The sequence below is a fragment of the Sphingomonas hominis genome, assembly GCF_013328205.1.
Lineage (GTDB): Bacteria > Pseudomonadota > Alphaproteobacteria > Sphingomonadales > Sphingomonadaceae > Sphingomonas > Sphingomonas hominis.
The window spans coordinates 573,373-597,740 of sequence record NZ_JABULH010000001.1; the positions used below are offsets into that span (position 1 = coordinate 573,373).

16 protein-coding genes are annotated in these 24,368 nt (G+C 68.2%); 13 read left to right on the plus strand and 3 right to left on the minus strand.

The genetic code is table 11. From position 1 onward, the window contains the following. The first annotated feature begins 110 nt into the window (after positions 1–110). Positions 111–1,529 (plus strand): adenosylhomocysteinase, encoded by a 1,419-nt coding sequence (ahcY, locus tag HRV97_RS02945; RefSeq protein WP_425505719.1) that lies wholly within the window; start codon positions 111–113, stop codon positions 1,527–1,529. Positions 1,530–1,670: 141 nt separating this feature from the next. Here ahcY and HRV97_RS02950 read toward each other — a convergent pair whose 3' ends face one another. After that, entirely contained in the window at positions 1,671–4,733 is a 3,063-nt protein-coding gene (locus tag HRV97_RS02950; RefSeq protein ID WP_174192172.1) for a TonB-dependent receptor domain-containing protein, read from the minus strand. A gap of 221 nt (positions 4,734–4,954) precedes the next feature. On the opposite strand from HRV97_RS02950, the gene HRV97_RS02955 reads away from it, so the two are divergent. Genes HRV97_RS02955 through HRV97_RS02990 form a run of 8 tightly spaced genes read left to right on the plus strand, consistent with a single transcriptional unit; the run spans position 4,955 to position 16,663 of the window. Further along, the gene (locus HRV97_RS02955; protein ID WP_174192173.1) at positions 4,955–7,285 is read left to right on the plus strand and encodes a sensor histidine kinase; all 2,331 of its coding nucleotides are present in this window, start codon (positions 4,955–4,957) and stop codon (positions 7,283–7,285) included. Continuing rightward, complete coding sequence (gene tsaE, locus HRV97_RS02960) at positions 7,282–7,737, plus strand: tRNA (adenosine(37)-N6)-threonylcarbamoyltransferase complex ATPase subunit type 1 TsaE (protein WP_174192174.1); 456 nt, start codon at positions 7,282–7,284, stop codon at positions 7,735–7,737. The genes HRV97_RS02955 and tsaE overlap by 4 nt, the downstream gene beginning before the upstream one ends. 11 nt (positions 7,738–7,748) lie before the next feature. Next, complete coding sequence (locus tag HRV97_RS02965) at positions 7,749–8,726, plus strand: aminoglycoside phosphotransferase family protein (protein ID WP_174192670.1); 978 nt, start codon at positions 7,749–7,751, stop codon at positions 8,724–8,726. Positions 8,727–8,779: 53 nt separating this feature from the next. Then, positions 8,780–9,478, plus strand: a complete 699-nt coding sequence (locus HRV97_RS02970) for a nucleotidyltransferase family protein (RefSeq protein WP_223176612.1) — start codon at positions 8,780–8,782, stop codon at positions 9,476–9,478. 6 nt (positions 9,479–9,484) lie between these two features. After that, positions 9,485–12,457 (plus strand): double-strand break repair protein AddB, encoded by a 2,973-nt coding sequence (gene addB, locus HRV97_RS02975; protein ID WP_174192176.1) that lies wholly within the window; start codon positions 9,485–9,487, stop codon positions 12,455–12,457. Continuing rightward, positions 12,441–15,890 (plus strand): double-strand break repair helicase AddA, encoded by a 3,450-nt coding sequence (gene addA / locus HRV97_RS02980; RefSeq protein WP_174192177.1) that lies wholly within the window; start codon positions 12,441–12,443, stop codon positions 15,888–15,890. Before addB ends, addA begins: the two co-directional genes overlap by 17 nt. A gap of 48 nt (positions 15,891–15,938) precedes the next feature. After that, positions 15,939–16,262, plus strand: coding sequence for a thioredoxin (trxA, locus tag HRV97_RS02985; protein ID WP_019517237.1), 324 nt, complete (start codon positions 15,939–15,941; stop codon positions 16,260–16,262). Then, a complete protein-coding gene (locus tag HRV97_RS02990) occupies positions 16,259–16,663 on the plus strand; it encodes a hypothetical protein (RefSeq protein WP_174192178.1) in 405 nt (134 codons plus the stop codon). Before trxA ends, HRV97_RS02990 begins: the two co-directional genes overlap by 4 nt. A 22-nt stretch (positions 16,664–16,685) precedes the next feature. Here HRV97_RS02990 and HRV97_RS02995 read toward each other — a convergent pair whose 3' ends face one another. Together HRV97_RS02995 and argJ are read right to left on the minus strand one after the other, a co-directional pair. Then, positions 16,686–17,495 carry an inositol monophosphatase family protein gene (locus HRV97_RS02995; protein ID WP_174192179.1) on the minus strand — a complete coding sequence of 270 codons (810 nt, stop codon included), beginning with the start codon at positions 17,493–17,495 and terminating at the stop codon, positions 16,686–16,688. Then, positions 17,496–18,728, minus strand: a complete 1,233-nt coding sequence (argJ, locus tag HRV97_RS03000; protein WP_174192180.1) for a bifunctional glutamate N-acetyltransferase/amino-acid acetyltransferase ArgJ — start codon at positions 18,726–18,728, stop codon at positions 17,496–17,498. A gap of 44 nt (positions 18,729–18,772) precedes the next feature. On the opposite strand from argJ, the gene HRV97_RS03005 reads away from it, so the two are divergent. The 4 genes from HRV97_RS03005 to secA all read left to right on the plus strand — a co-directional run bounded on the left by HRV97_RS03005 (position 18,773) and on the right by secA (position 24,224). Further along, the gene (locus tag HRV97_RS03005) at positions 18,773–19,363 is read left to right on the plus strand and encodes an energy transducer TonB (RefSeq protein ID WP_174192181.1); all 591 of its coding nucleotides are present in this window, start codon (positions 18,773–18,775) and stop codon (positions 19,361–19,363) included. 201 nt (positions 19,364–19,564) lie between these two features. Continuing rightward, complete coding sequence (locus tag HRV97_RS03010) at positions 19,565–21,073, plus strand: hypothetical protein (protein ID WP_174192182.1); 1,509 nt, start codon at positions 19,565–19,567, stop codon at positions 21,071–21,073. A gap of 67 nt (positions 21,074–21,140) precedes the next feature. Further along, positions 21,141–21,395, plus strand: a complete 255-nt coding sequence (locus HRV97_RS03015; RefSeq protein WP_174192183.1) for a hypothetical protein — start codon at positions 21,141–21,143, stop codon at positions 21,393–21,395. 93 nt (positions 21,396–21,488) lie between these two features. Continuing rightward, positions 21,489–24,224, plus strand: coding sequence for a preprotein translocase subunit SecA (gene secA, locus HRV97_RS03020; protein ID WP_174192184.1), 2,736 nt, complete (start codon positions 21,489–21,491; stop codon positions 24,222–24,224). Positions 24,225–24,368 lie beyond the last annotated feature (144 nt).

The following is a 24,368-nucleotide window of genomic DNA, read 5'->3' on the forward strand; positions in this document are numbered from 1 at the left end:
ATAAAGATATCTTTATATTTGCCCCGTCGCGCTCGCGTCGTTAAAGCGCCGCGCATGTCGTCCGGTGCGTGTGTTCACCTTGGGCGGCCTCACACGATTGGAGAAACGCCGTGGCGACCGCCCCCGTTTTGGACAACAACGATTACGTCATCGCAGACATCGGCCTCGCCGATTTCGGTCGCAAGGAGATCGAGATCGCCGAAACCGAGATGCCGGGCTTGATGGCGCTGCGCGAGGAGTTCGGCGCGTCGCAGCCGCTCAAGGGCGCGCGGATCACCGGTTCGCTCCACATGACGATCCAGACCGCGGTGCTGATCGAGACGCTGACCGCGCTCGGCGCCGACGTGCGCTGGGCGACGTGCAACATCTTCTCGACGCAGGATCACGCGGCGGCCGCGATCGCGGCGGCGGGCATTCCGGTGTTCGCGATCAAGGGCGAGACGCTGGCCGATTACTGGGACTATGTCGGCAACATCTTCGACTGGGACGACGGTCAGGGTCAGACCGCCAACATCATCCTCGACGACGGCGGCGACGCGACGATGTTCGCGCTCTGGGGCGCTAAGCTCGAGCGCGGTGAGAGCTTCGGCGAGCCCGAGAACGCCGAGGAAGTCGAGTTCCAGCGCGCACTGAAGGCGTTCATCGCGAAGAAGCCGGGTTACCTGACCGCGACGGTCAAGAACCTGAAGGGCGTGTCGGAAGAGACCACGACGGGCGTCCACCGCCTGTACGAGATCGCGAAGAAGGGCGAGCTGCCGTTCCCCGCGATCAACGTCAACGATTCGGTCACCAAGTCGAAGTTCGACAATCTGTACGGCTGCAAGGAGTCGCTGGTCGACGCGATCCGCCGTGCGACCGACGTGATGCTGGCCGGCAAGGTCGCCTGCGTCGCGGGCTTCGGCGACGTCGGCAAGGGCTCGGCTCAGTCGTTGCGCAATGGCGGCGCGCGCGTGATGGTAACTGAGATCGATCCGATCTGTGCATTGCAGGCCGCTATGGAAGGCTTCGAGGTCGTGACGATGGACGAGGCGGTCAAGCGCGCCGACATCTTCTGCACCGCGACCGGCAACGCCGACGTCATCACCGCCGATCACATGAAGGCGATGAAGCCGATGTCGATCGTGTGCAACATCGGCCACTTCGACAGCGAGATCCAGATCGCGGCACTCGACAATTACGAGTGGACCGAGGTCAAGCCGGGCACCGACCTCGTCAAGTTCCCCGACGGCAAGCAGATCATCATCCTGGCGAAGGGTCGCCTGGTGAACCTGGGTTGCGCGACCGGCCACCCGTCGTTCGTGATGTCGGCGAGCTTCACCAACCAGACGCTCGCGCAGATCGAGCTGTGGACCAAGGGTGAGAACTACCAGAACCAGGTCTACGTCCTGCCCAAGCACCTCGACGAGAAGGTCGCGGCGCTGCACCTGGAGAAGCTGGGCGTGAAGCTGTCGCAGCTGACCCCGAAGCAGGCGGGTTACATCGGCGTGCCGGTGGAAGGCCCGTTCAAGCCGGATCACTATCGCTACTGATCGCCGACCACCAGGTTGACGACGGATAGGGCGGGGCTTCGGCTCCGCCCTTTTTTGTTGCGCGTCGCGTCGGCGCAAAAGAAAGGGCGCCGCGAGGTGGTTCCTCGCGACGCCCTGATAGCAGCCTGGCGGCGGCGATCGTTAGAAGTTGAGGCGCACGCCCGCATAGTAGCGGCGGCCCAGCGGATCATAGGCGCTGGTGTACGTGTCCTGGCCCGCGTCCGCCCCGATGTCGGCGACGAACGGCGGCTTGTTGTTCAGGAGGTTGAACCCGCCGACGTAGAACTCGAAGTTCTCCGCCGCGCGGAAGCGCAGCTGCGAGTCGAGGTAGAATTGCGGGCGGACACGGTAGGCGATGTTGCTGCCCGGCCGCGCGCCGGTCAGCTGATCGTCGAGGCTCGCCTGGCCGAGCCAGGTGCCGGTGACGGTCAGGCCGACGCCCTCCAGATCATAGCCCGACTGGATCGTGAAGCGATCGCGCGACGCGCCGAGCTCACCCGCGAAATAATCGCGGTCGGCGCCGGGTGCGGGCACGGAGTAGCCGCTGATCAGGTGGGTGTACGAGCCCTTCAGGTTCAGATTACCCGCCAGACCGATGTCGGCGAGGTTGCTGCGCCAGTCGACCACCACGTCGAGACCCGACGTCTTCACACCGCCGCTGTTGATCGGCGAGGTGTTGACCTCGTCGAGCGAACCGGCGCTGTTCGGCCCGACCGGGCCCGCACGACGAACGATCTGATCGCAGAACCCTTGCAGACCACCGTTGTAGCACTGGTTGAGCGTGAACTGCAGCGGCGTGCTGACGATCGCGTCCTTGATGCGGATGTTGTAGTAATCCACCGTCACGACGAGGTTGCGCAGGCCCGCGATCGAGCGCGGGTTGATGACCACGCCTGCGGTGAACGAATCGCCCTTCTCTTCCTGCAACAGCGGGTTGCCGCCACCGAAGCTGGTGATGCCCTGGAGATCGGCCTGGCTGACCGCGAACGCGCCGCCGTTCGCCGCGATGTTGGCGAGGACGCCGGGTGCGGCGCGGCACTGCGTGCCGAGCGTGCCGCCGGTCGCGGCGGTGACGCCGATGCAGGGATCCTGCAGGCCCGAGGGGAAGTCCTGCTGCGCGGGCTGGAACAATTCGTTGATGTTGGGCGCACGCACCGAGCGCGCCTGCATGACGCGGAAACGGACGTCCTGGATCGGAGCCCACTCACCGCCGTAATTGTAGCTGACGGTGGTGCCGATGGTCGAATAATCCGACACGCGCACCGCACCGCGGACCGACAGCGAGTGGAAGAACGGCCGATCCTGAAGCAACGGCACGATCGTCTCGCCGAAGCCTTCGAATAGGTCGAAGCTGCCGCGCGTCGAGGGAAGCGCGTTGTTGCCGTTCAGCCCCTGCTGCGTCAGCAGGTCGAACTCGTTGCGGCTCGTCTCGCGGCGATACTCGCCGCCGACGCTGAAGCCGATCGGGTCGGCACCGAACAGCGAGAACAGCTTGCCCGACACGTTCGCGCCGGCAACCGTCTGCGTGACCTTGGAACTGAGCGTCGTCGGCGCCTGGATGTAAGCGGCGGCAGGTGCGAGGCTGTTGATGCCGAACAGATTGGCCGGGATGCAGCCGTCGGCACGTGCGGCGGCATCGACGCACTCGATCGCGCCGGTCGCCGGATTGCGATACGAATTCAGCGCCTGAACGAAGCGGCGGCTGTCGAACTGGCCGCTGCCGGTCTGATCGTCCTTGGTCTCGCCGTAGATGCCGTAGATCTCGTAGTTGAACTGCTGCTCTGCACCGAACTTGCCGTTGGCGCCGCCTGCGATGCGGAACAGATCGCGGTTGGAGCGGCTGGTACGCGGACCGAAGTCGCCCAGGCGACGATCGAAGTAGATGTCGCGGAAGCCGTCACCGTCCTCGTCGGTCGCTGCATTAAAGATCGCGTCGGGCACGAACGGGTTGCGGCCGAACTGATTCTCGACGTTGATGTAGCCGCCGTTCGTCAGGTTCACGAGGTCGGACGAGAGCGGGAACGCCTCGATGACGGTGCTGGCCTTGGTCTTCGCGTAATTGCCTTCAACGAAGAAGTTGAGCGCCGACGAAACCTCGAAATTGCCGCGAAGCGCCGCGGTGTAGCGCTCGACCGGGACCGCTAGGTACCGGAAGTCGGAACGGTTGAAGCCACCGCAGCTGACATCCGAGCAGTCGCGCAGGACGTTGTCGGTGCCGTAGCTGAAGGTGCGATCACCGGCGTAGAAGCGGCCGCCCGGCGTGAAGCCCGACAGCAGCGTCGTCGGCACGAACAGATCCTCGTCGCGGCCGGTCAGGTTGGCGAGGCTGGTGCGGTCAATCGCGCTCGACCCCGCCTCGGTGGAGCGGTCGCGCTTGAGCACGGTGCCCTGCTTCGAATAGCCGCCGAACACCATGATGTTGCCGCGACCGTCGGCGAAATTCTTACCCGCGAGCAGGTTGACCTGCCGGTCGAAGCCATCGCCGTACTCGGAGATGCCGGTCTGCGCGTCGAGCTGCACGCCGTCGAACTTGGTCTTGTAGACGAAGTTGACGACGCCCGCGACCGCGTCCGAGCCGTATACGGCCGAGGCGCCGCCAGTCAGCGTGTCGATGCGTTCGATGAACTGCGTCGGGATGACGTTCAGGTCGACTGCCTGGCTGCCAGGCAAGCCGGAGACGAAGCGACGGCCGTTGACGAGCACCAGCGTGCGGTCCTCGCCCAGGTTGCGCAGGTTGACGGTCGCGATGCCGGCGCCCTGCGTGGCGAAGCTGGAATTGGTGCGGCTGACGCCCGGCGTGCCGAAGGTCGGGTTCTGGAGCAGCACGTCCTGGACGTTGATGACGCCCGACTGCTGGATCTGCGCGGCGCCGATCACCTGGAGCGGCGAAGCCGCGGTTGCCGAGGGCGAGGCGATGCGCGAGCCAGTGACGACGATGTCGCCCGCGGGCTCGTCACCCTGGCCGGCGGCGCCGTTCGCCTGCGCGGCGGGATCGGTTGCGCTGACCGCGGTTGGGTCCTGCGTGTTCACGCCGCCCTGCGTCTGTGTGGCGTCGGGTGCGGTGCTGGCGGCGTCGGCGGGGGTGCCGGCCTGCGCGGCGCGTGCGGGGTTGGCTGCATCCTGCGCGAAGGCAGGTGCGGCGAAGATCACCGTTCCCGCGAGAAGCGTGGTGGCCAGCAGCCGCTGGCGCGAAGTTGATGTCATGAAACCCTCTCGATCACGTTGGTGAGGAGAGGGACAGCGCTGCTTTCCCTTCTCCGATGCGCGCGCTGTATGCGCGACAAAGGTTGCTTGATAGCTATGGCACAGATGCTGCCACGAAAATCTTACAATTGTTGCAATTGTGCAACATGCAGGGGTTTCTTGCTGGTGTCCGGCAACGCGGATAGACCAGCCACGATGCTCGTGACCCACAAGCCTGTTCGATGATCGTGCTGGGAGCGTTCGCCGCGATGGGGGTGGGTGTCGTGCTCGCGCTGTTGATCGCGGCGGGCGTGTATCTGATGGTGCAGGGGTTGCGTATGCGGCGCGCGGCGGCGGAGATGGTTCGTGCGCATGCCGAGCTAGAGGCGTTGTTGGCGGCCGCGCCGGCGCAAGCGGTGCTGGTTCGCGCAGAAGGGCGACTTCAGGTGTCGCCGCGGGTGAGCGAGTGGCTTGGCTGGTCGAGCCAGCCGCGCAGCCTGTCCGACTTGCACGCCGCCAATTGGGGATTGCCGGCCGACGATGGCGCCGCGTTGAAACGCGACGTCGACGCGGTGCTGCGCGCGTCGCGACCGTTCGAGCGTTTGGTGCGTACCAGCGACGGCGCGCGCGCGTTGCGCGTGATCGGCGAGCGGCGCGGCGATGCCGCCGTCTTGTGGTTCGCCGATGCGACCGCGAGCCAGGATCAGGTAGCACGCTCGCGCACGGAGGCAGCGGAGCTGAACGAGGCCTTTGCGGCGCTGAGTGGTCTGATCGAGGCGGCGCCGTTGCCGATGTGGTACCGCGACGCCGACCTGCAGCTAGCGATGGTCAACTCGGCGTACGTCGGCGCGGTCGAGGCGCAGGACGCTGCCGCGGTGATCGCGCGCGGGATCGAGCTGGTGGAAGGATCGGGGCAGGGTGGACCGCGCGGCGGTGCGGTTGCGGCGAAGGAGAGCGGCAAGCCGCAGCAGCGCGTGCTGCCAGCGACGATCGGCGGCGCACGGCGCGCGCTCAGGCTCTACGACGTGCCGCTGCCGGTCGGCGGCATTGCCGGCTTCGCGATCGACATCGAGGAGCTGGAACAGGCGAATGCGCGCGAGAAGCGCTTCGCGGAGGCGCAGCGCGCGATGCTCGACCGATTGTCGGCGGGCGTGGTACAGTTCGGGCGCGATCGGAGCCTGATCTTCTGCAACCAGCCGTTCCGGCGCATGTTCGCGATGCGGCGCGAGTGGTTGTCCGACCGGCCCGAGTTCGACCGCGTACTGGAACGGATGCGCGAGGCAGGGCGCGTGCCCGAGGTGCGCGACTTTCCCGGCTGGAAGGCGGAGCGGCGCGGCTGGTTCCTGAACGCCGACGGCGCGGCGGAGGAAAATTGGCATCTGCCCGGCGGCACGCATTTGCGCGTCGTGGCGCAGCCGCTGCCTGACGGCGGGCTGCTGCTGATCTTCGAGGATCGCACCGAGCAGGTCCAACTCGCCAGCGCGCGTGACACGTTGCTGCGCGTGCGCACTGCGACGTTCGACAATCTGTTCGAGGCGCTGGGCGTGTTCGCCGCCGACGGCCGGCTGCAATTGTGGAACAACCGCTTTCGCGCATTGTGGAACTTCGAAGAGGAGTTCCTGGCCGGTCACCCGCGCGTCGACGCGATCGCCGAGCGGCTGGCGCCGCAACTCGCCAATCAGGCACGCTCGGCCTTGGTGCCCGAGCTGGTGCGTTACGCGACCGCGGAGCGCAAGCAGCGCGGCGGGCGTGTCGCGCTGGCGGACGGGCGACATTTCGAGTTCGCGGCGGTGCCGCTGCCCGACGGCAACGCACTGGTGACGATGCTCGACATCTCCGACAGCCGCCGGATCGAGCAGGCGCTGCGCGACCGCAACGAGGCGCTGGAGGCGGCGGACCGCGTGAAGACCGCCTTCGTCGCCAACATGAGCTACGAACTCCGCACCCCGCTCACCTCGATCAGCGGGTTCGCCGAGATGCTGCACGGCGGCTATGCGGGGACGCTGTCGGGTGAGGCGATCGCCTATGTCGACGCGATCCTCGACTCGGTTGAGCGGCTCGGCGTGCTGATCGACGACGTGCTCGACCTGACGCAGGCGGACAGTGCGACGCTGGAGCGCGAGGACGTCGAGCTGGGTGCGGTGGTGCGCGCGGCGGCGGACGCGCTGACCGCGTCGGCGAGGCGGCACCGCATCGAGTTCGTGGTCGAGGTGCTGCGCAGCGCCGGGCGCGTCCACGTCGACCGCCGCCGTATCCGCGAGGCGGTGGAGCATCTGCTGCGCCACGCGATCGGCGCGACGCGCAGCGGGGGGCGCGTGCTGCTACACGTCGACGGCGATTCGAAGCGGGCGAGGATCGTGGTGTCGGACGATGGCGCTGGGATGACCGTGGAGGAAGCGGCGCGCGCGTTCGACCGCTTCGCGCAGCCGGGCATCACGCCGGGTCAGGAGCGCGCGCTGGGGCTCGGCCTGCCGCTCGCCAAGCAGTTCGTCGAGGCGCACGGCGGCCGCGTGTCGCTGGTGAGTGAGCCCGGGCAGGGCTCGCTCGTCACGGTCGAGTTGCCGCGGCGATGAGCGGAGAGTTGTTCCTGGCCGACGCGGCGGCGACCGAGGCGCTGGGTCGGAGCCTAGCGCCCGTTCTTCGCGCGGGCGACGTGGTGCTGCTGTCGGGCGGACTGGGGATGGGCAAGACGAGCTTCGCGCGCGGCGTGCTGTCGGCGTTGGGGCTGGCGGGCGAGGCGCCGAGCCCGACGTTCGCGATTGTGCAGCCCTATGCACCGCCCGAGCTGCGGATGCCAGTCGTGCACGCCGATTTGTACCGGATCGAGGATGCGGGCGAGCTCGACGAACTGGGGCTGGATGACGCGCTGTACGACTCGGCGCTGCTGGTCGAGTGGCCGGAGCGCGTGCCGGCGCATTTCTGGCGCGATCCGCTGCTGCTGACCTTTGCCGCCGGGCAGTCGGGCGGGCGCCGCTTGACTTGGCACGCGTCGGCGGCATGGGAGCGGCGATGGGCACCGAGATGAATTCTGGCGACATGACCCCACCGGCGCACGCCGCCGCGTTTCTGGACAGCGCTGGTTGGCACGGCGCCACAATCAAGCCGTTGGCGGGTGACGCCTCGTTCCGACGTTACTTCCGCGTCGAGGCAGGGGGGCGTGGCGCGGTGCTTATGGACGCGCCGCCGCCGCACGAGGACCCGCGTCCGTTCATCAGCGTGGCGCAGTGGCTGAACGAGCGCGGCTTTGCTGCTCCTGCGATCCACGCGATCGATCTCGAGCACGGGCTGGTGCTGCTGGAGGATTTCGGCGACGTGCGTATGCGCGAAACGGTCGACGCCGACGCCGACGCGCTGATGCCGCTCTACTCGGCCGCGGTCGACGTGCTGGTCGAACTGCACCGGCATCCCGCGGGTGAGTGGCGGGCCTATGATCTGGCCGAGTTGCAGCGTGAGGCGGGGTTGCTGGTCGAGTGGTACTGTCCGGCGATCCAGCTTGCGATCGATGCCGAGGGTTACCGCGCGGCGTGGGACGAGGTGCTGCACCATGCGCTGACTGAGCAACCGGTGACCGTGCTGCGCGATTATCATGCCGAAAATCTGATGCTGGTGGGTGCGGAGCGTTCGCTCGGGCTGCTCGACTTCCAGGACGCGCTTGCAGGGCATCCGGCATACGATCTGGTGTCATTGTTGCAGGATGCGCGGCGTGACGTGGAGCCGTCGATTGAGGATGCGATGCTGGCGCGCTACACCGCCGCCACCGGAGCGGGAGCGACGTTCCTCGATGCCTATCACGTGCTGGGCGCGCAGCGGAATGCGAAGATCGTCGGCATCTTCACGCGGTTGTGGCAGCGCGACGGCAAGCCGCGCTATCCGGCATTGTGCCCGCGCGTCTGGGCCTATCTGGAGCGCGACTTGAGCCATCCTGTGCTGGCACCCGTCGCGCGCTGGTTCGACGCGAACATCTCGCCCGAGCTGCGCGGCGACCCGATGCTGGTGCGCGGGGGCGCGGCGTGACGCGGCCGCGCTACATCCGACCGGTGCCCGACGCCGGCGTGCCCAAGATCGCGATGGTCATGGCGGCGGGGCTGGGCAAGCGGATGCGCCCGTTGACCGCGCTGCGTCCGAAACCGCTGATCCCGGTCGCGGGCAAGCCGTTGATCGATCACGTGTTCGACCGGCTGCGCGACGCCGGCGTCGAGCGTGCAGTGGTCAACGTCCATTACCTCGCCGACGCGCTGGAGGCGCACGTCACGCACCGCGTTTCCGGGCTGGATATCGTGGTGTCGGACGAGCGCGCGCAATTGCTCGAGACTGGCGGCGGCCTGGTCAAGGCGCGGGAGCTGTTGGGTGAGGAGCCCGTGCTGGTCGTCAACAGCGACAATCTGTGGCTGGATGGGCCGACCGACGCGATCCGGTTGCTGGCGTCGCAGTGGGACGACGCGGCGATGGACGCGCTGCTGCTGCTGGTGCCTTATGCCCGCGCGCACAATCATCGCGGGCAAGGTGACTTCCACATCGATGCGGCGGGGCGGATCACCGGGCGACGCCGCGCGAGCCGGGTCGCGCCGTTCGTCTATACCGGCGTGCAGATCCTGTCGCCGCGCGTGATCGCCGACTGGCCCGAGGGTCCATTCTCGACCAACCTGTTCTGGGATCGCGCGATTGCCGCCGGGCGCGCGTTCGGCGTGGTGCATCAGGGATTGTGGTTCGACGTCGGCACGCCGGGCGCGATCGCGCGGACCGAGGCGATCCTGGCGGATGGCTGAGCGCCGGTGAACGAGGCGCGCGGGCTCCACCTTTTTACCATTCCGGCGCACCGGGCGATCGCCGATGCTGCGGTGGCGGGATTGCTGCGGCGGTTCGGCGGTGATCGGCTGACGCTCGCGCGCGGCCTCGTGCTGGTGCCCAACAACCGCGCCGGGATCGCGATGACGCGCGCGTTCGTGCGCGCGAGCGGCGGTGCGCTGCTGCTGCCGCGGATCGTCAGTCTGGCGGGCGATGACTTGGGCGAGGCGCTGGGTGCCGCACTCGACCCCGCGGGCGTCACGCCGCTGCTGCCGCCCGCGATCGACCCGCTCCAGCGCCGCATGGTGCTCGCGCGCATGGTCGAGGAGGAGCGCGCGCGAGTCGGGCACCCGGTCGATGCGGCGGAAGCGGTGCGGCTGGCGGGCGATCTGGCGCGGACGCTCGACCAGTTGATTGTCGAGGAGGTGGACCCGAAGCGGCTGGCCGAGATCGATCCGGGCGAGGGGCTGACCGAGCATTGGCAGCGCGCACTGGAGCTGTTCCGCATCGTGCTCGATCGCTGGCCCGCCGAGCGCGACAGGCTGGGCCGGATCGAGGCGGGCGTGCGGCGCATCAAGCTGCTCGACGCGCAGGCGGCGCGCTGGCGTGAGACGCCGCCGGGCGGGTTCGTCTGCGCGGTCGGTATCACCGACCCTGCGCCCGCGATCGCGCGGCTGCTGCGCGTGGTGGCGGGATTGCCGCAGGGAATGGTCGCATTCGCCAACCTCGACACGCGGATGCCCGAGGAGGAATGGGAGGCGCTGGGCCCGCATCTTCCCGACCCGGTGACGGGCATGCGGCGGCGCGCGATCGAGGTGCATCCGCAATTCCACCTGAAGCTGATCCTCGACCGCATGGGGGTTGGACGCGGCGAGGTCAGGACCTGGGTCGGCGGCAGCGACCATGACGCGAGCGCAGTGCGTGGGCGCGCGATCGCCAACGCGCTGGCGCCGGCCGACTTCACCGGCAAGTGGACCGACCTGGACGCGGCCGAGCGGCGGCTGACCGGGGTCGAGGCGGCGGAGCTCGCCACTCCGGCGGAGGAAGCTCAGGCGATCGCGCTGGCGATGCGCGAGTGGATCGAGCAGCCTGGGCGGACCGCGGCGCTCGTCACCCCCGATCGTGCGCTCGCGCGGCGGGTGGCGGCGCATTGCGCGCGCTGGAATATTCCGATCGACGACAGCGCGGGGCGTGCGCTGTCGATCCTGCCGCCGGGCACGCTGCTGCTCGCGATCATCGAGGCAGCGGCGCAGGATTTCGCACCGATGGCGCTGCTGACTTTGCTCAAGCATCCGCTGGTCAGAAGCGGCGACGCGCGCGGGCGTTGGCTGGAGGGGGTGCGCCGGCTCGACCGTGCGCTCCGCGGACCGCGCCCGGCGCCGGGGCTAGCCGGCATCACCGCGCATCTGAACGACGGGCCGGAGCGCGAACGCGAGTTGCGCCGCGCCGCGCTGCCGTGGTGGGAAGAAGCGCGCGCGCTGCTGGAGCCGGTCGCCGCCGTGTTCGGGCGCGGAACGTCGAGCTTGCCCGAACTGGTCGCGGGATTGCGCGAGTCGGCGCAGGCGCTCGCCGGGGACGAGGTGTGGCGCGGTCCGGCGGGGCGGTGCGCGGCCGAGTTGCTGACCAACCTGGAGCGGCAGGCGCCGCTCGGCCCGGCGAACGCATCGGCGGCGGGGTTCGCGCCACTGCTGCGCTTGCTGATGGATGAGGTCGCGGTCAGGCAGATCCAGGGCGAGCATCCGCGGCTGGCGATCTACGGTCTGATCGAGGCGCGGTTGCAGACCGCCGACCTGATGATCCTGGGCGGGTTGAACGAGGGCGTGTGGCCGGGCAACCCGCCGCCCGACCCGTGGCTCGCGCCGCGCATCCGTGCCGAGCTGGGGCTATCGGGATTGCAGCGCGCGATCGGCACCGCGGCGCACGATTTCGGACAGGGGCTGGGTGCGCCGCGGGTGCTGATCACGCGCAGCCGGCGCGACGCGCGCAGTCCGGCGCTCGCGTCGCGCTTCTGGTTGCGGCTGGAGGCGATGGCGGGCGAGCGCTTCGTGCGCGCGCATCGGCTGGAGCGGTGGACGCGGCTGCTCGACGACGGCGCGACGCCCAAGCCGGCGGAGCGGCCCGCGCCGAGCCCAAGCGCCGGGCTCAGGCCGACCAGCATCTCGGTCACCGAAGTCGACCGGTTGAAGGCCGATCCGTTCGCCTTTTACGCGCGGCGTATTCTTAAACTAATCCCGCTCGACGCGGTCGATGCCGATCCGAGTGCGGCGTGGCGCGGCACCGCGGTCCACGGCGTGCTGGAGGAATGGGCGGAGCACGACGCGTGCGCGCCCGACCGGCTGGTGCCGCGTGCGCTGGCGATGCTCGACGATCCCGCGGCGCACCCGCTGCTGCGCGCACTCTGGCAACCGCGGCTGATCGCGGGGATCGAGTGGATCGCCGCGACGATGCAGGCGAACCGTGCCGAGGGGCGCGATATCCTGGCTGCCGAGGGCCAGGGGAACACGATGCTGTCGGGGATCAAGCTGACCGGCCGGTTCGACCGTGTCGACCGCGCCGCGGACGGGTCGATCATCGTCGTGGACTATAAGACCGGCAAGGCGCCGTCGGTCGCGGCAGTGCGCGGCGGGTTCAACCTGCAACTGGGGCTGCTCGGCGCGATGGCGGAGGAGGGCGCGTTCGAGGGCGTTGAGGGCCGCGCGGGCGGGTTCGAATATTGGTCGCTCGCAAAGGGACGCGACGGGTTCGGCGCGGTGACCAGCCCGGCCGATCCGGCGGGCAAGAACGGGCGCATCATGACCGACGATTTCACCCGCGCCGCGCGCGACAGCTTCGCCGAGGCCGCGGCGCGCTGGCTGACCGGCGAGGAAGCGTTCGTCGCCAAGCTGCACCCGGAGTTCGCGCCGTTCGCCGAATACGACCAGTTGATGCGCCGCGACGAATGGTATGGCCGTGAACGCTGACGCGCTCGCGCCATTGCCGGCGTTGCAGGGTGACCAGCAGCGCGCGAGCAACCCGGACGCGCATGTCTGGCTGTCCGCCTCGGCCGGGACGGGCAAGACGCAGGTGCTCGCCGCCCGGGTGTTCCGCCTGCTGCTGGGCGGGACCGATCCGTCGGCGATCCTGTGCCTGACCTTCACCAAGGCGGGCGCGGCGGAGATGACCGCGCGGATCAGCCGGCGGCTCGCCGCCTGGGTGCGGATGGACGACACCGCGCTGTTCTCGGACCTGCGGGCCTTGGGCGAGCCGGGCGATCCGCGGCAGATCGCGCGCGCGCGGACGCTATTCGCCAAGGTGCTCGATGCGCCCGGCGGCGGCCTGCGTATCCTGACGATCCACGGCTTCTGCCAGAGCCTGCTCGCGTCGTTTCCGGTCGAGGCGGGGTTCGTCCCCGGCTTCCGCCCGATCGAGCCGCGCGAGGAAGCGCTGCTCAGGCGGCAGGCATTGTCCGACATGCTGGTCGCCGCCGAGCGCGAAGGACGCGACGCGCCGGTCGCGACGATCGGCGCGCTGAGCGTCCGGCTGGGCGAGCAGGGGGCGGAGCAGTTCCTGCACGAGTGCGCGCGCGCCGGCAGCGCGCTGGAGGCGCTGCCGAGCGGGGTTGCCGCGTTCATCCGTGGTGCACTGGGCGTGCCGCTGGGCGTCATCGCGGCGCACGTGCGCGAGCGCTGCGCGGGGCTGGACGAACAAGCGATCCGGCGCGTCGCCGCGGCCAACGCAGCCTGGGGGACGGCGACCGGGTTGAAGCACGCCGACACGGTCGCCGAATGGCTCGCGGCGGACGCGGCGGGACGGGTCGAGCAACTGGGCGCGTTGATGGCGGTGGTGCGCACCGGCACGGGCGAGCCGCGCAAGGCGTCGGCGAAGCTGATCGCGGCGGAGGCCGATTACGTCGCGCTGGCTGAGGAGCTCGGCAACGCGTGCGCCGACCTGTTAGGTTTGCAGGTACGCGCCGCCTACGCCGATCTGCTCGGCTCGACGCTGGAGGTCGGGCGCGAGTATGCGCGCGGCTATGCGGCGGCGAAGCGGCGGGCGGGGGCGGTCGATTTCGACGATCTGATCCGCGCGACGGTCAACCTGCTCAGGCAGGAGGGGATCGGCGATTGGATCCGCTACAAGCTCGATCAGATCACCGAGCACGTGCTGGTCGACGAGGCGCAGGACACCAACGTCGCGCAGTGGACGATCATCCGCGCGCTGGTGGACGAATATTTTGTCGGGCGCGGCGTCTATGCGCCCTCGGTCCGCACATTGTTCACGGTCGGCGACACCAAGCAGGCGATCTTCGGCTTCCAAGGCACCGATCCCGTCAACTTCATGGCGGCGGAGCGCTATTTCGAGATGCGCGCGGCGATGGTCGCTGGCGACAACGACATGCCGGCCGATGAGCGCGGGCTTCCGTTCGATCGCTTGTCGCTGGTCGACTCGTTCCGCTCGACCGCGCCGGTGCTCGAGTTCGTCGACGCGGCGATTAAGCAAGTCGGCCCGGCGCAGTTCGCGGGTGAGGATGCGATCCCGCCGCACGGCAGCCGGATCGCCGGGCCGGGGCAGGTGATGCTGATCCCTGCGATCGCCGCCGGCACGAGTGAGGCGGAGGAAGGCGGCGAGGAGGGCTGGATCGACGACGCGGTGCGCGCCAACGCGACGCGGATCGCGAAGCTGGTGCGCGGCTGGCTTGATGGCGGATTGATGCTGGAGAGCAAGGGGCGTGCGCTGCGGCCCGAGGACGTGATGATCCTGGTCAAGCGGCGCGGCGAGCTGGCGCAACTGCTCGTCGCCAGGCTCTATGCCGAGGGTGTGCCGGTCGCGGGCGTCGATCGGTTGCGGTTGAGCGCGCCGCTGGCGGTGCAGGATCTGCTCGCCGCGATCCGCTTCGTGCTGCAACCCGACGACGATCTGAGCCTCGCCAGCCTGCTGGTCTCGCCGCTGATCGGCTGGACGCAGGACGAGTTGCTGGCGCGCGCGGTGCCGCGCAAGGGGACGTTGTGGCGACACCTGAGCGAGACGGTTCCGTCGCTGCTCGGCGACCTCGAGCTGATGCTGGCGCGTGCCGACTTCCGCACGCCGTACCAGTTCCTGGAGATAATTCTGTCGGGGCCGCTGGAGGGACGGCGCAAATTGCTGTCGCGGTTGGGCGAGGAAGCGCGCGATCCGATCGAGGAGCTGCTCAACGCCGCGCTCGATTTCGAGACCACGACCACCCCATCGCTGCAACGCTTCCTCGATTGGTTCGAGCGCGACGAGGTGGAGATCGTGCGCGACGCCGCTGCGCCGCTCGATGCGGTGCGGGTGATGACCGCGCATGGGGCGAAAGGACTGCAGGCGCCGCTCGTCATCCTGGCGGACGCGACCGCTGACCCCGACTCGGCACCGCGCTCGACCGTGATGTGGCAGCCGGGTGGGCTCGACGAGCCGATCCCGGTGTTCCGCCCGCGAAAGGCCGAGCGCGCGGGCGAGATCGACGCGGCGCTGGCCGAGACGGAGCGGCGCGAGCGCGAGGAGCATTGGCGGCTGTTCTACGTCGCGGCGACGCGCGCGGAGGAGCGGCTGGTGGTGACGGGTTCGCTCAGCGCCAAGTTGAAGGGCGAGGCACCGCCGGCGAGCTGGTACGCGGTGACCGAGCGGACGCTTGATGCGCTGAATGTGGCTAAGGCACACGGCGAGCCGCGGGTGTTTCACGGCACCGAGCCGCGGGCGCCGGTATCAGTGCGCCGCACGAAGGCGGCGGAAGCGCGCGACGAACTGCCGCTGCCCGCCTGGGCGCGCACGCCGGCGCCCGAGGAGCAGCGTCCGCCGCGCCCGCTCGCGCCCTCGTCGCTGGGCGAGGACGACGCAGGCGACGCGCCGCCGACGTCCGAGATGCAGGCCGCGGCCGAGCGGGGCACGCTGATGCACGCGCTGTTCGAGCGGCTGCCCGCGGTCGCGCCGGCGACGCGAGAGGCGGCGGCGGATGCATGGCTCGCCTCACGTGAGGTGCCGGTGGCAGACCGGCCGGCGATCGTCGCGCCCGTGTTGCGCGTGCTCGACGATCCCGCCTTCGCCGATCTGTTCGGGCCCGAGGCTCTGGTTGAGGCGCCGATCAGCGCGGTGTTGCAAAACGGGCGCGTCGTCTCGGGCACGGTCGATCGGCTTTTGATCGACGAGGCTCGCGTGCGCGTGATCGACTACAAGACCGGGCGGCAGGTGCCACGCGACGCGTCGGCGGTGCCGGACTATCACCTGAAGCAGATGGCGGCGTATCAGGCGGCATTGGCGGTGATCTTCCCTGATCACGCAGTCGAGGTCGCGCTGTTGTATACCGGTGGTCCGGTGCTGATCCCGCTCGACGATGCGGCACTCGCGCGCGGCAAGCGCGGCTTGGCGGCGGCGGAGCAAAGCTTGGTCGCGGATGGTTGAGCGCTGGCCGCGCGCATCCTAGATGCTGGGCAACACAAGGAGTTTACGATGGCTACCAAGAAGATCACCGACGCCAGCTTCCAGAACGACGTGCTGTCGGCCGACAAGCCCGTGCTGGTCGATTTCTGGGCCGAGTGGTGCGGGCCGTGCAAGATGATCGGGCCGAGCCTGGAGGAGCTGTCCGACGAGTTGGGCGAGCAGGTGACGATCGCCAAGATCAACATCGACGAAAACCCCGATGCGCCCGGCCAGTACGGCGTGCGCGGTATCCCGACGATGATCCTGTTCAAGGGCGGTGTGCCGGCCGCGACCAAGGTTGGTGCGGAGCCCAAGGGTCGCATCAAGGCTTGGCTTGAGGGCGAGCTGGCGTGATCCTGGCGGCGCTGCTGCTCCAGGCAGCAGCGCCGGTTGATCCTTGCGCTTGGGGGCCGGTGTCTGCGCCGCGCCGCATGACTGGTGTGTTCGTAAACGAGTTCGAAGCGCAGCGTTTCTACGAGAATGGTGACGTTGCCGTGATATCGCGGATGACGCCGTTTGCATGGTTCAACCGCGACAAAGCGCGGCAGCACGCCTCCGTCGGACTGTGGCCGTTGGACCATGTATTCCGGGTCGAATTCATCGGTGTCGAGCGCGCGGCATCGATTGAAACGTTCAACCGACACGGCCCTTGTCCGCCTACCTCCGGCCAGGCGAGCGATATCGACGTGATCGAGATTGTCGCGCAGGAAGACCTTGGACCTGCCTCCGACATCCTGCCAATGCGGCGACGCTGATCGGCACGTAGTCGTCGGGCGATTAGGCCAGCGGTTGGCCGAGGACGCGCGCGCCGCACTCCCACATTTCATGAGACGCTGCCGCGAGCAAGCCCTTGCCGGTGTCGGTCGAGCGATAGGGCTGACCGTCTGGGCGCGCGATGTGGCCGCCGGCTTCGGTCAGGAACAGCGATCCCGCGGCGTGATCCCAGGGATAGATGCGCTCGAACCGCGCGATGTCGTGCGTGCCGTCGACCAGCGCGGCATATTGCGCCGCCGCGCAGCGTAGGCCGTGGCGCAGGTCGAGCACGCCAGCGGCCGCGGTCTCGATTGCGGCGGCTTCTCCGGGTGAGAACCAATAATTGGAGTAGGTCGCGACCGGCACTCGGTCAGTCGGGCGCGCGGCCGTGACCCGCACGCCGTCAATGAACGCGCCAGCGCCGCGCCGCGCCGAGCATAGCCGCTTCGTAACGGGCGCGTAGATCCAGCCGGCTTGCGTGACGCCGTCTTCGACCAGCGCGACCATCATGCCGAATGGCTCGCGGCCTTCCGCGAAGTTGTTGGTCCCGTCGAGCGGGTCGACCAGCCAGACGCGGCCGTGTCCGACCGTGTCGATCAGCGACGGGTCGGCCGACGCGGCTTCCTCGCCGACGACGCGCGCGTGCGGATCTAGCCGTAGCAGTTCGTCAGTGATGATCGCCTCGCTCTCGCGGTCGGCGATCGTCACCCAGTCGCCGGGCGTCTTCTCCGCGGTGTCGGCAGCGCTGAGGCGGCCGAAGCGCGGCAGGATCACCTCCGCGGCGACGCGTTCGAGCAATCGGAGGATGGTCTGGTCGAGCGCGTCCACCGGCATTCAGCTACGATAGTCGGCGTTGATCGAAATGTAGCCGTGCGTCAGGTCGCAGGTCCACACGCGCGCGGTGCCGTCGCCGAGCCCAAGGTCGACGCCGATCTCGATTTCCTGACCTTTCAGGTGCGCGGCGACCGGTGCCTCGTCGTAGCCCTCGACCGCTAGCCCCGCGCTCGCCACCTGCGTCGCGCCGAAGCGGATCGACAGCCGGTCACGCTCGGCCGGCTCGCCGGCCTTGCCGACGGCCATGACGACGCGGCCCCAGTTCGCATCCTCGCCCGCGATCGCGGTCTTGACCAGCGGTGAGTTGGCGATGCTCATCGCGATGCGGTGCGCCGAACGGTCGCTCTCTGCGCCTTCAACGGTGATCTCGATCAGCTTGGACGCGCCTTCGCCGTCGCGAACCACCAGCAGCGCGAGTTGGCGGCATACGTCGGCAAGCGCGGCGCGGAACGCGTCGGCGCCCGCGTCGTCGTCGCTGGCGAGCGGGGTGTTACCCGCTTGGCCGGTCGCGAAGGCGAGCACGGTATCGCTGGTCGAGGTATCGCCATCCACCGTGATGCACGAGAAGCTGCGCTCGTTCGCGGCTGACAGCGCAGCTTGGAGGTAGCCCGGCGTGACCGCGGCATCGGTGAAGATGAAGCCGAGCATCGTCGCCATGTCGGGCGCGATCATGCCTGATCCCTTGATGATCGCGGCGATCGTGACCGTGCGGCCATCGACGATTGCGGTCGCGCTCGCGCCCTTGGCATAGGTATCGGTGGTGGCGATCGCGTCGGCGGCGTCGCGCCAGCCGGTCGGGGCCGCGGCAAAGGCGGCGTCTAGCCCGGCCTCGGCCTTGTCGATCGGCAGCGGCACGCCGATCACGCCGGTCGAGGCGATGAACACGTCGGACGGCTGGCAGCCGAGCTGGCTCGCGGTACGCGCTGCGATCGCCTCGACCGCGGCGCGCCCGCGATTGCCGGTGAAGGCGTTGGAATTGCCCGCGTTCACGACCAGGGCGCGCGCTTCACCCATCACCAAAGCGCGGCGGCACCATTCGACCTCGGGTGAGGGGCATTTCGACTGCGTCAGCACGCCCGCGACCGCGGTGCCGGGCGCGAGTTCGACATAGGTCAGGTCGGCGCGGTCCCATGCCTTGTAGCGCGCGCGCGCGGTGCGCAACGTCACGCCTGCGATCGGCGACATGTCAGGAAACGGCAGGGCGAGCGGCGAAGCGGACGTGGACTGAGACATGCGGGCGCCATAGGCTGCGTCGGCAGCACTGGGTAGGGCGATTGATGGACGATCTGGAGGATCTCGCACGGCGCCAGGCACGCGCGCAGAACGGGCTCGATCCGAGCCACGCGCGGCCGCAGCCGTGGTTCGTCGGTTCGGGCAAGGGGCTGATGTTGCTCGTACTGGCGCTGGTTGCCGTGCTGATCGGCCTGCGCGGGGTCACGACGGTGTGGCTCGCGCAAGATGCGTGGCGATGGTGGACACATGGCAAGCCCAAGATGGTCGCGCCTGCGCCTGCGCCTGTGCTTCTGCCGCCTGCACCCATCGCAGCACCGCCTGCTGCGATCGCGTCGCCTTCGCGGGCGGCAACGGCGAAGGGCAGCCCGGCGGCGTGGTTCGGGGCCGAGGCATACCCGGCTGAAGCGATCAGGAACGAGGAAGAAGGGCGCACCGTTTCACGCATCCTGATCGGCCGCGATGGCCGCGTTCGATCGTGCGGCATCGTCACGTTGAGTGGTCATCCACGCCTCGACGCCGCAACGTGCGACATACTTGTCCGACGCGGTGCGTTCGAGCCGGCGCGTGACGCCGCCGGCAGGGCGATCGAAGCAACGCGCCAGATCCCCGTACGCTGGGTCTTGCCGCACGACTGACCGCTTACAAGTATCTGCAACGAGACTTCGTTCAGCAACCAAGCGACTGCCACTGCGCCGATAACCCCCATGTCGCACGGGACTGGCTGTTCTCCCGCGTTCACCTGATCTTGACCACGCGTGTGGCAGCAACGGCGGGATGAACGCGGAACCACCATCGTGCGCATAGGCCATCCGGACGATCACCCGACGACCCACGCGTTGACCGAACGTCGCGTCGTGTTCGTGCTGGCGGGATTGCTGTTGTGCGCGCTGTTGCCGTTCGCGTTGGTGCGATTGCCGACGATGACCGACCTGTTCGATCATGTGGGGCGTTTTCACGTCATGTTGGATGCGGGCCGCTCGCCGTGGCGCGCGCGCTACTACCGTTTCGATTGGCACGTCGTCGGTAATCTCGGTGGCGACCTGATCGTTGCGGTGATCGGACCGGTGCTGGGTGTCGAGGCGGCGGCACGCGCGATGGTCGCGCTGGTGCCGTTGCTGACGATCGCAGGGATCGCGGCGGTGAGCCGCGCGGTGCACGGGCGCGTCCAGCCGTCGGCGGTGGTCGCCGCTTGCTTCGTGTTCGGCAATCCGTTTCACTTCGGCTTCGTCAATTACTGCCTGTCGCTCGGTCTAGCTTTGCTCGTCTTTGCCGCCTGGGTGCGGATGGCGGAGCGGTCACTCGTGTCGCGATTGTTGGTGCTGACTCCGCTGGTCCTGCTGGTATGGGTCGCGCACGCGATGGGCTGGGCCGTGCTGGCGTTGCTGGTCGCCGGGTTCGAGGGGACGCGACTGGTTCAGCGCGGCATCGGTGCACCGGCGCTGCGGCAGGTGGGCGCGATGGTGCTCGCTTTCGTGCCGCCGGTGGTGCTGACCTTGTCGTGGCGGCAGGGCGGCGGTGGCGCGCTGTTCAGCTATGGCGACACGTCCGAGCTGATCGAGCGCAAGGTGATGACCTGGGTCACGATCCTGCGCGGCGGCGATCCGGTGCTCGACATCGGCGTGCCGATCCTGCTGCTGCTCGCGGTCGGTGTGCTGTTGTGGCGACGGTCGCTCGTGATCGATCCGCGGATGGCGGCGGGCGGCGTGCTGTTGAGCATCGCGTGCACGGTGATGCCGGCGACGATCTTCTCGAGTTGGGCGGCGGACGAGCGGATCGCGCCTGCGGCGGCGATCGCGCTGGCCTTGTCGCTGCGGTCGCGTGGGCGCGCGCGTGACGCCTGGGCGCTGATGCTGCTCGCCGCGGCATTGTTCGTGGTGCGCACCGCCGAAATGACGGGGCGCTGGTACGCCGCCGATCGTCGCTACGCGCATGCGCTCACCGCCCTCGATCTGGTGCCGCGCGGTGCGCGCATCTCCGCGGTGGTGCTCGATGACGCGTGTCACACCGGGTGGGCGGCGAACGGCTGGTCGCATCTGCCGGGGTTGGCGATCGTGCGACGCGACGCGCTGGTCAATTCGCAATGGCCGTTGGTCGGAGCGCCCTTGCTGCGCGTCGTCTACCCGGCACCGGTGCAGTGGGTGCACGATCCGTCACAGCACGTGCCGGCGTTCGGATGCGGGACGCCGGGGTTGAGTGCACTCCATCGGCGCATCGCGGCGACACCGCGTGCGTATTTCGATTACTTGTGGGTGCTGAACACCCGTGGTGCGCGCGATCCATGGCCCGGACGCGCGCCGCTCTACCGTGATGCCGACAGCGCCTTGTTCCGCCTGTCTGCACGGTAAGCGGCCGCGACGCGACGTGCGCGCTGAACAGTGGACGGTGGCGAACACGCGCCTTATGTCGAAGCACGTGAACCTGCTGCTGCTCTTGTCTGCGCTCCTGTCTGCGATCACCGGGATCGGTGGGGGCGCGCGCGGAACTCAGGTGGTGCAGGCCGTCGCGCAGGGAAGCGTTGCGCTCGCGACACCGCTGCGCCGCGCCGCAGCCACCGCGCGACCGGTGCAGCAACTGCCGACGATCGTCGCCATGGTCGCGATCCCATCGGTGCGCAGCCTGGTGCTTCGGTCGGTGCATCCGCTCTACGCCGCGCGTCGGCGCGAGTAGCGTCGCGGCGGCACCGCACCCTTTTTCGTCATTCTTCCCCACGCGCCCTGCCCGAGCAGGAGACGCGTCGCTTCCAGATACAGGATCCGCACCATGTTCGGTGGCATCGCCAAATCGCTCTTCGGTTCGTCCAACGACCGCTACGTCAAGTCGCTTAATCCTATCCTCGCCAAGATCGCCTCGTTCGAGCCCGCGTTGCAGGCGATGGACGATGCCACGCTCGCCAACCAGACGGTGCTGTTCCGCGAGCGACTGGCGAACGGCGAAACACTCGACCAGTTGCTGCCCGAGGCGTTCGCGACCGTGCGCGAGGCGGCGCGGCGTGTCCTCGGTCAGCGGCACTATGACGTGCAGATGGTCGGTGGCATCGTGCTCCACCGCGGCGAGATCGCCGAGATGCGCACGGGCGAGGGCAAGACGCTGGTCGCGACGCTCGCGACCTATCTGAACGCGCTGCCGGGTGACGGCGTCCACGTCATCACCGTCAACGATTATCTCGCCGCGCGCGACGCCGATTGGATGAGCCGGGTGTACGGCTTCCTGGGTCTCACCACCGGGGTGATCGTGCCGAACCTGTCGGACGAGGAGCGGCGGCAGGCCTATGCGTCCGACATCACTTACGGCACCAACAACGAGTTCGGTTTCGATTACCTGCGCGACAACATGAAGTACGAGCGCAGCAGCATGGTGCAGCGCCCGTTCGCGATGGCGATCGTCGACGAGGTCGACTCGGTGCTGATCGACGAAGCGCGCACCCCGCTGATCATCTCCGGCCCGACGGACGACAAGAGCGATCTGTACATCAGCGTCGACGCGGTGGTGAAGCAGCTCGACGACGGTGACTATGAGAAGGACGAGAAGCAGAAGACGATCGTCCTCACCGAGGACGGGACCGAGAAGGTCGAGCGTATTCTTGAGGGTGCCGGCCTGCTCGAAGGCGCCAACCTCTACGATTTTGAGAACACGCAGGTCGTCCATCACCTCAACCAGGCGCTGCGCGCGAATGTGATGTTCAAGCGCGACGTCGATTATCTGGTCAAGGACGACAAGGTCGTCATCATCGACGAGTTCACCGGGCGCATGATGGACGGTCGCCGCTGGTCCGACGGTCTGCACCAGGCGGTCGAGGCGAAGGAGGGCGTGACGATCGAGCCCGAGAACCAGACGATGGCCTCGATCACGTTCCAGAATTACTTCCGCATGTATCCCAAGCTGTCGGGCATGACCGGCACCGCCTCGACCGAGGCGGCCGAGTTCTTCGACATTTACAAGATGAACGTCGTCACCATCCCGACCAACCGGCCGATCAATCGCGTCGACGAGGAGGACGAGTTCTACAAGGACACGCACGACAAATTCCGCGCGATTGCGAAGAAGATTCGCGAGCATGCCGCCAAGGGCCAGCCGGTGCTGGTCGGTACCGTGTCGATCGAGAAGTCCGAGTTGCTGAGCGAGTTCTTGCGCCAGGAAGGCGTCGATCACTCGGTCCTGAACGCACGCTACCACGAGTCGGAAGCGCACATCGTCGCGCAGGCGGGCCGGCTGAGTGCGGTCACCATCGCCACCAATATGGCGGGTCGTGGTACCGACATTCAGCTGGGCGGCAATCTCGAGTTCCGCGCCGAGGACGAACTCGCCGGGATGCCCGAGGGGCCGGAGCGCGAACAGGCGCTGGAGCAGATCCGGCAGGAGATTGCGGCGGAGAAGGCGCGTGTGCTGGAGGCGGGCGGTTTGTTCGTACTCGGTACCGAGCGGCACGAGAGCCGGCGCATCGACAACCAGCTGCGCGGGCGGTCGGGACGCCAGGGCGATCCGGGGCTTAGCCGCTTCTACCTCAGCCTCGAGGACGATCTGCTGCGCATCTTTGGCCCCGACACGTTGTTCGCGCGCATGATGCGTTCCAACCTGGAGGATGGCGAGGCGATCGGGTCGAAGTGGCTGACCAAGGCGATCGAGACCGCGCAGAAGAAGGTCGAGGCGCGCAACTACGACGTGCGTAAGCAGGTCGTCGAATATGACGACGTCATGAATGATCAGCGCAAGGTGATCTACGAGCAGCGCGCCGACATCATGGACGCGGACACGGTCGGCGACGTGGTCGAGGACATGCGCGCCGAGACGGTCAACGCGATCGTCGGCGATGCCTGCCCGCCCAACTCCTATCCCGAGCAATGGGATATCGAGGGGATGAAGACGCAGCTAGCCGAGGTGCTCAACATCCAGCCGCCAATCGACGAGTGGTTGAAGGAAGAGGCGATCGATCCGGAATTGGTAACCGAGCGCGTTCAGGCGGAGGCCGATACCATGGTCGCCGCGAAGGCGGCCGATCTGGAGCCCGAAACCTGGACGTCGGTCGAGAAGTCGATCCTGCTCCAGAACCTCGACCATCATTGGAAGGAGCATCTGGCGACGCTCGACGCGCTGCGGCAGGTCGTTCACCTGCGCGCCTATGCGCAGAAGACGCCGATCAACGAGTATAAGCAGGAGGCGTTCTCGCTCTTCCAGCGTATGCTCGATGCGATCCGCGTCGACGTGACCAGGACGATCGCGCAGGCGCAATTCCGGATGGAAGCGTTGCCCGAACTGCCCGAGCTACCCGATTTCATCACAACGCACTTCGATCCGTTCACCGGCGAGGACAATTCCGCCGATGTGGATGCGGGCACGCTGGGCCTGATCCAGACGCAGATCCCACCGATGCAGATGGTGCAGCCGAGCCCCGTCGACGTCGGCGACGATCCTGCGCAGTGGGAAGGGCAGGTGAGCCGCAACGCGCCGTGCCCGTGCGGGTCGGGGCGCAAGTACAAGCATTGCCACGGCGCGGTGTGACCGGTGAGGTATGGCAAGCGGCGTGCGGATAGCCGCGCCGTTTGTTGCCGCAAGGCGCGATGGTCCTGTTCGGCGGTAAAGTTCGTGCCACGGGTCGGCTGACTTAGCAGGTGAGCGCGGGTGGCGATGGGTAACTGCCAAGGT

Bases quoted from the DNA above. Each gene is read 5' to 3' on its own strand.
- HRV97_RS02950 (WP_174192172.1), bottom strand. From the start codon at position 4,733: ATGACATCAACTTCGCGCCAGCGGCTGCTGGCCACCACGCTTCTCGCG.
- HRV97_RS02955 (WP_174192173.1), top strand. From the start codon at position 4,955: ATGATCGTGCTGGGAGCGTTCGCCGCGATGGGGGTGGGTGTCGTGCTC.
- tsaE (WP_174192174.1), top strand. From the start codon at position 7,282: ATGAGCGGAGAGTTGTTCCTGGCCGACGCGGCGGCGACCGAGGCGCTG.
- HRV97_RS02965 (WP_174192670.1), top strand. From the start codon at position 7,749: ATGACCCCACCGGCGCACGCCGCCGCGTTTCTGGACAGCGCTGGTTGG.
- HRV97_RS02970 (WP_223176612.1), top strand. From the start codon at position 8,780: ATGGTCATGGCGGCGGGGCTGGGCAAGCGGATGCGCCCGTTGACCGCG.
- addA (WP_174192177.1), top strand. From the start codon at position 12,441: ATGGCCGTGAACGCTGACGCGCTCGCGCCATTGCCGGCGTTGCAGGGT.
- trxA (WP_019517237.1), top strand. From the start codon at position 15,939: ATGGCTACCAAGAAGATCACCGACGCCAGCTTCCAGAACGACGTGCTG.
- HRV97_RS02995 (WP_174192179.1), bottom strand. From the start codon at position 17,495: ATGCCGGTGGACGCGCTCGACCAGACCATCCTCCGATTGCTCGAACGC.
- argJ (WP_174192180.1), bottom strand. From the start codon at position 18,728: ATGTCTCAGTCCACGTCCGCTTCGCCGCTCGCCCTGCCGTTTCCTGAC.
- HRV97_RS03005 (WP_174192181.1), top strand. From the start codon at position 18,773: ATGGACGATCTGGAGGATCTCGCACGGCGCCAGGCACGCGCGCAGAAC.
- secA (WP_174192184.1), top strand. From the start codon at position 21,489: ATGTTCGGTGGCATCGCCAAATCGCTCTTCGGTTCGTCCAACGACCGC.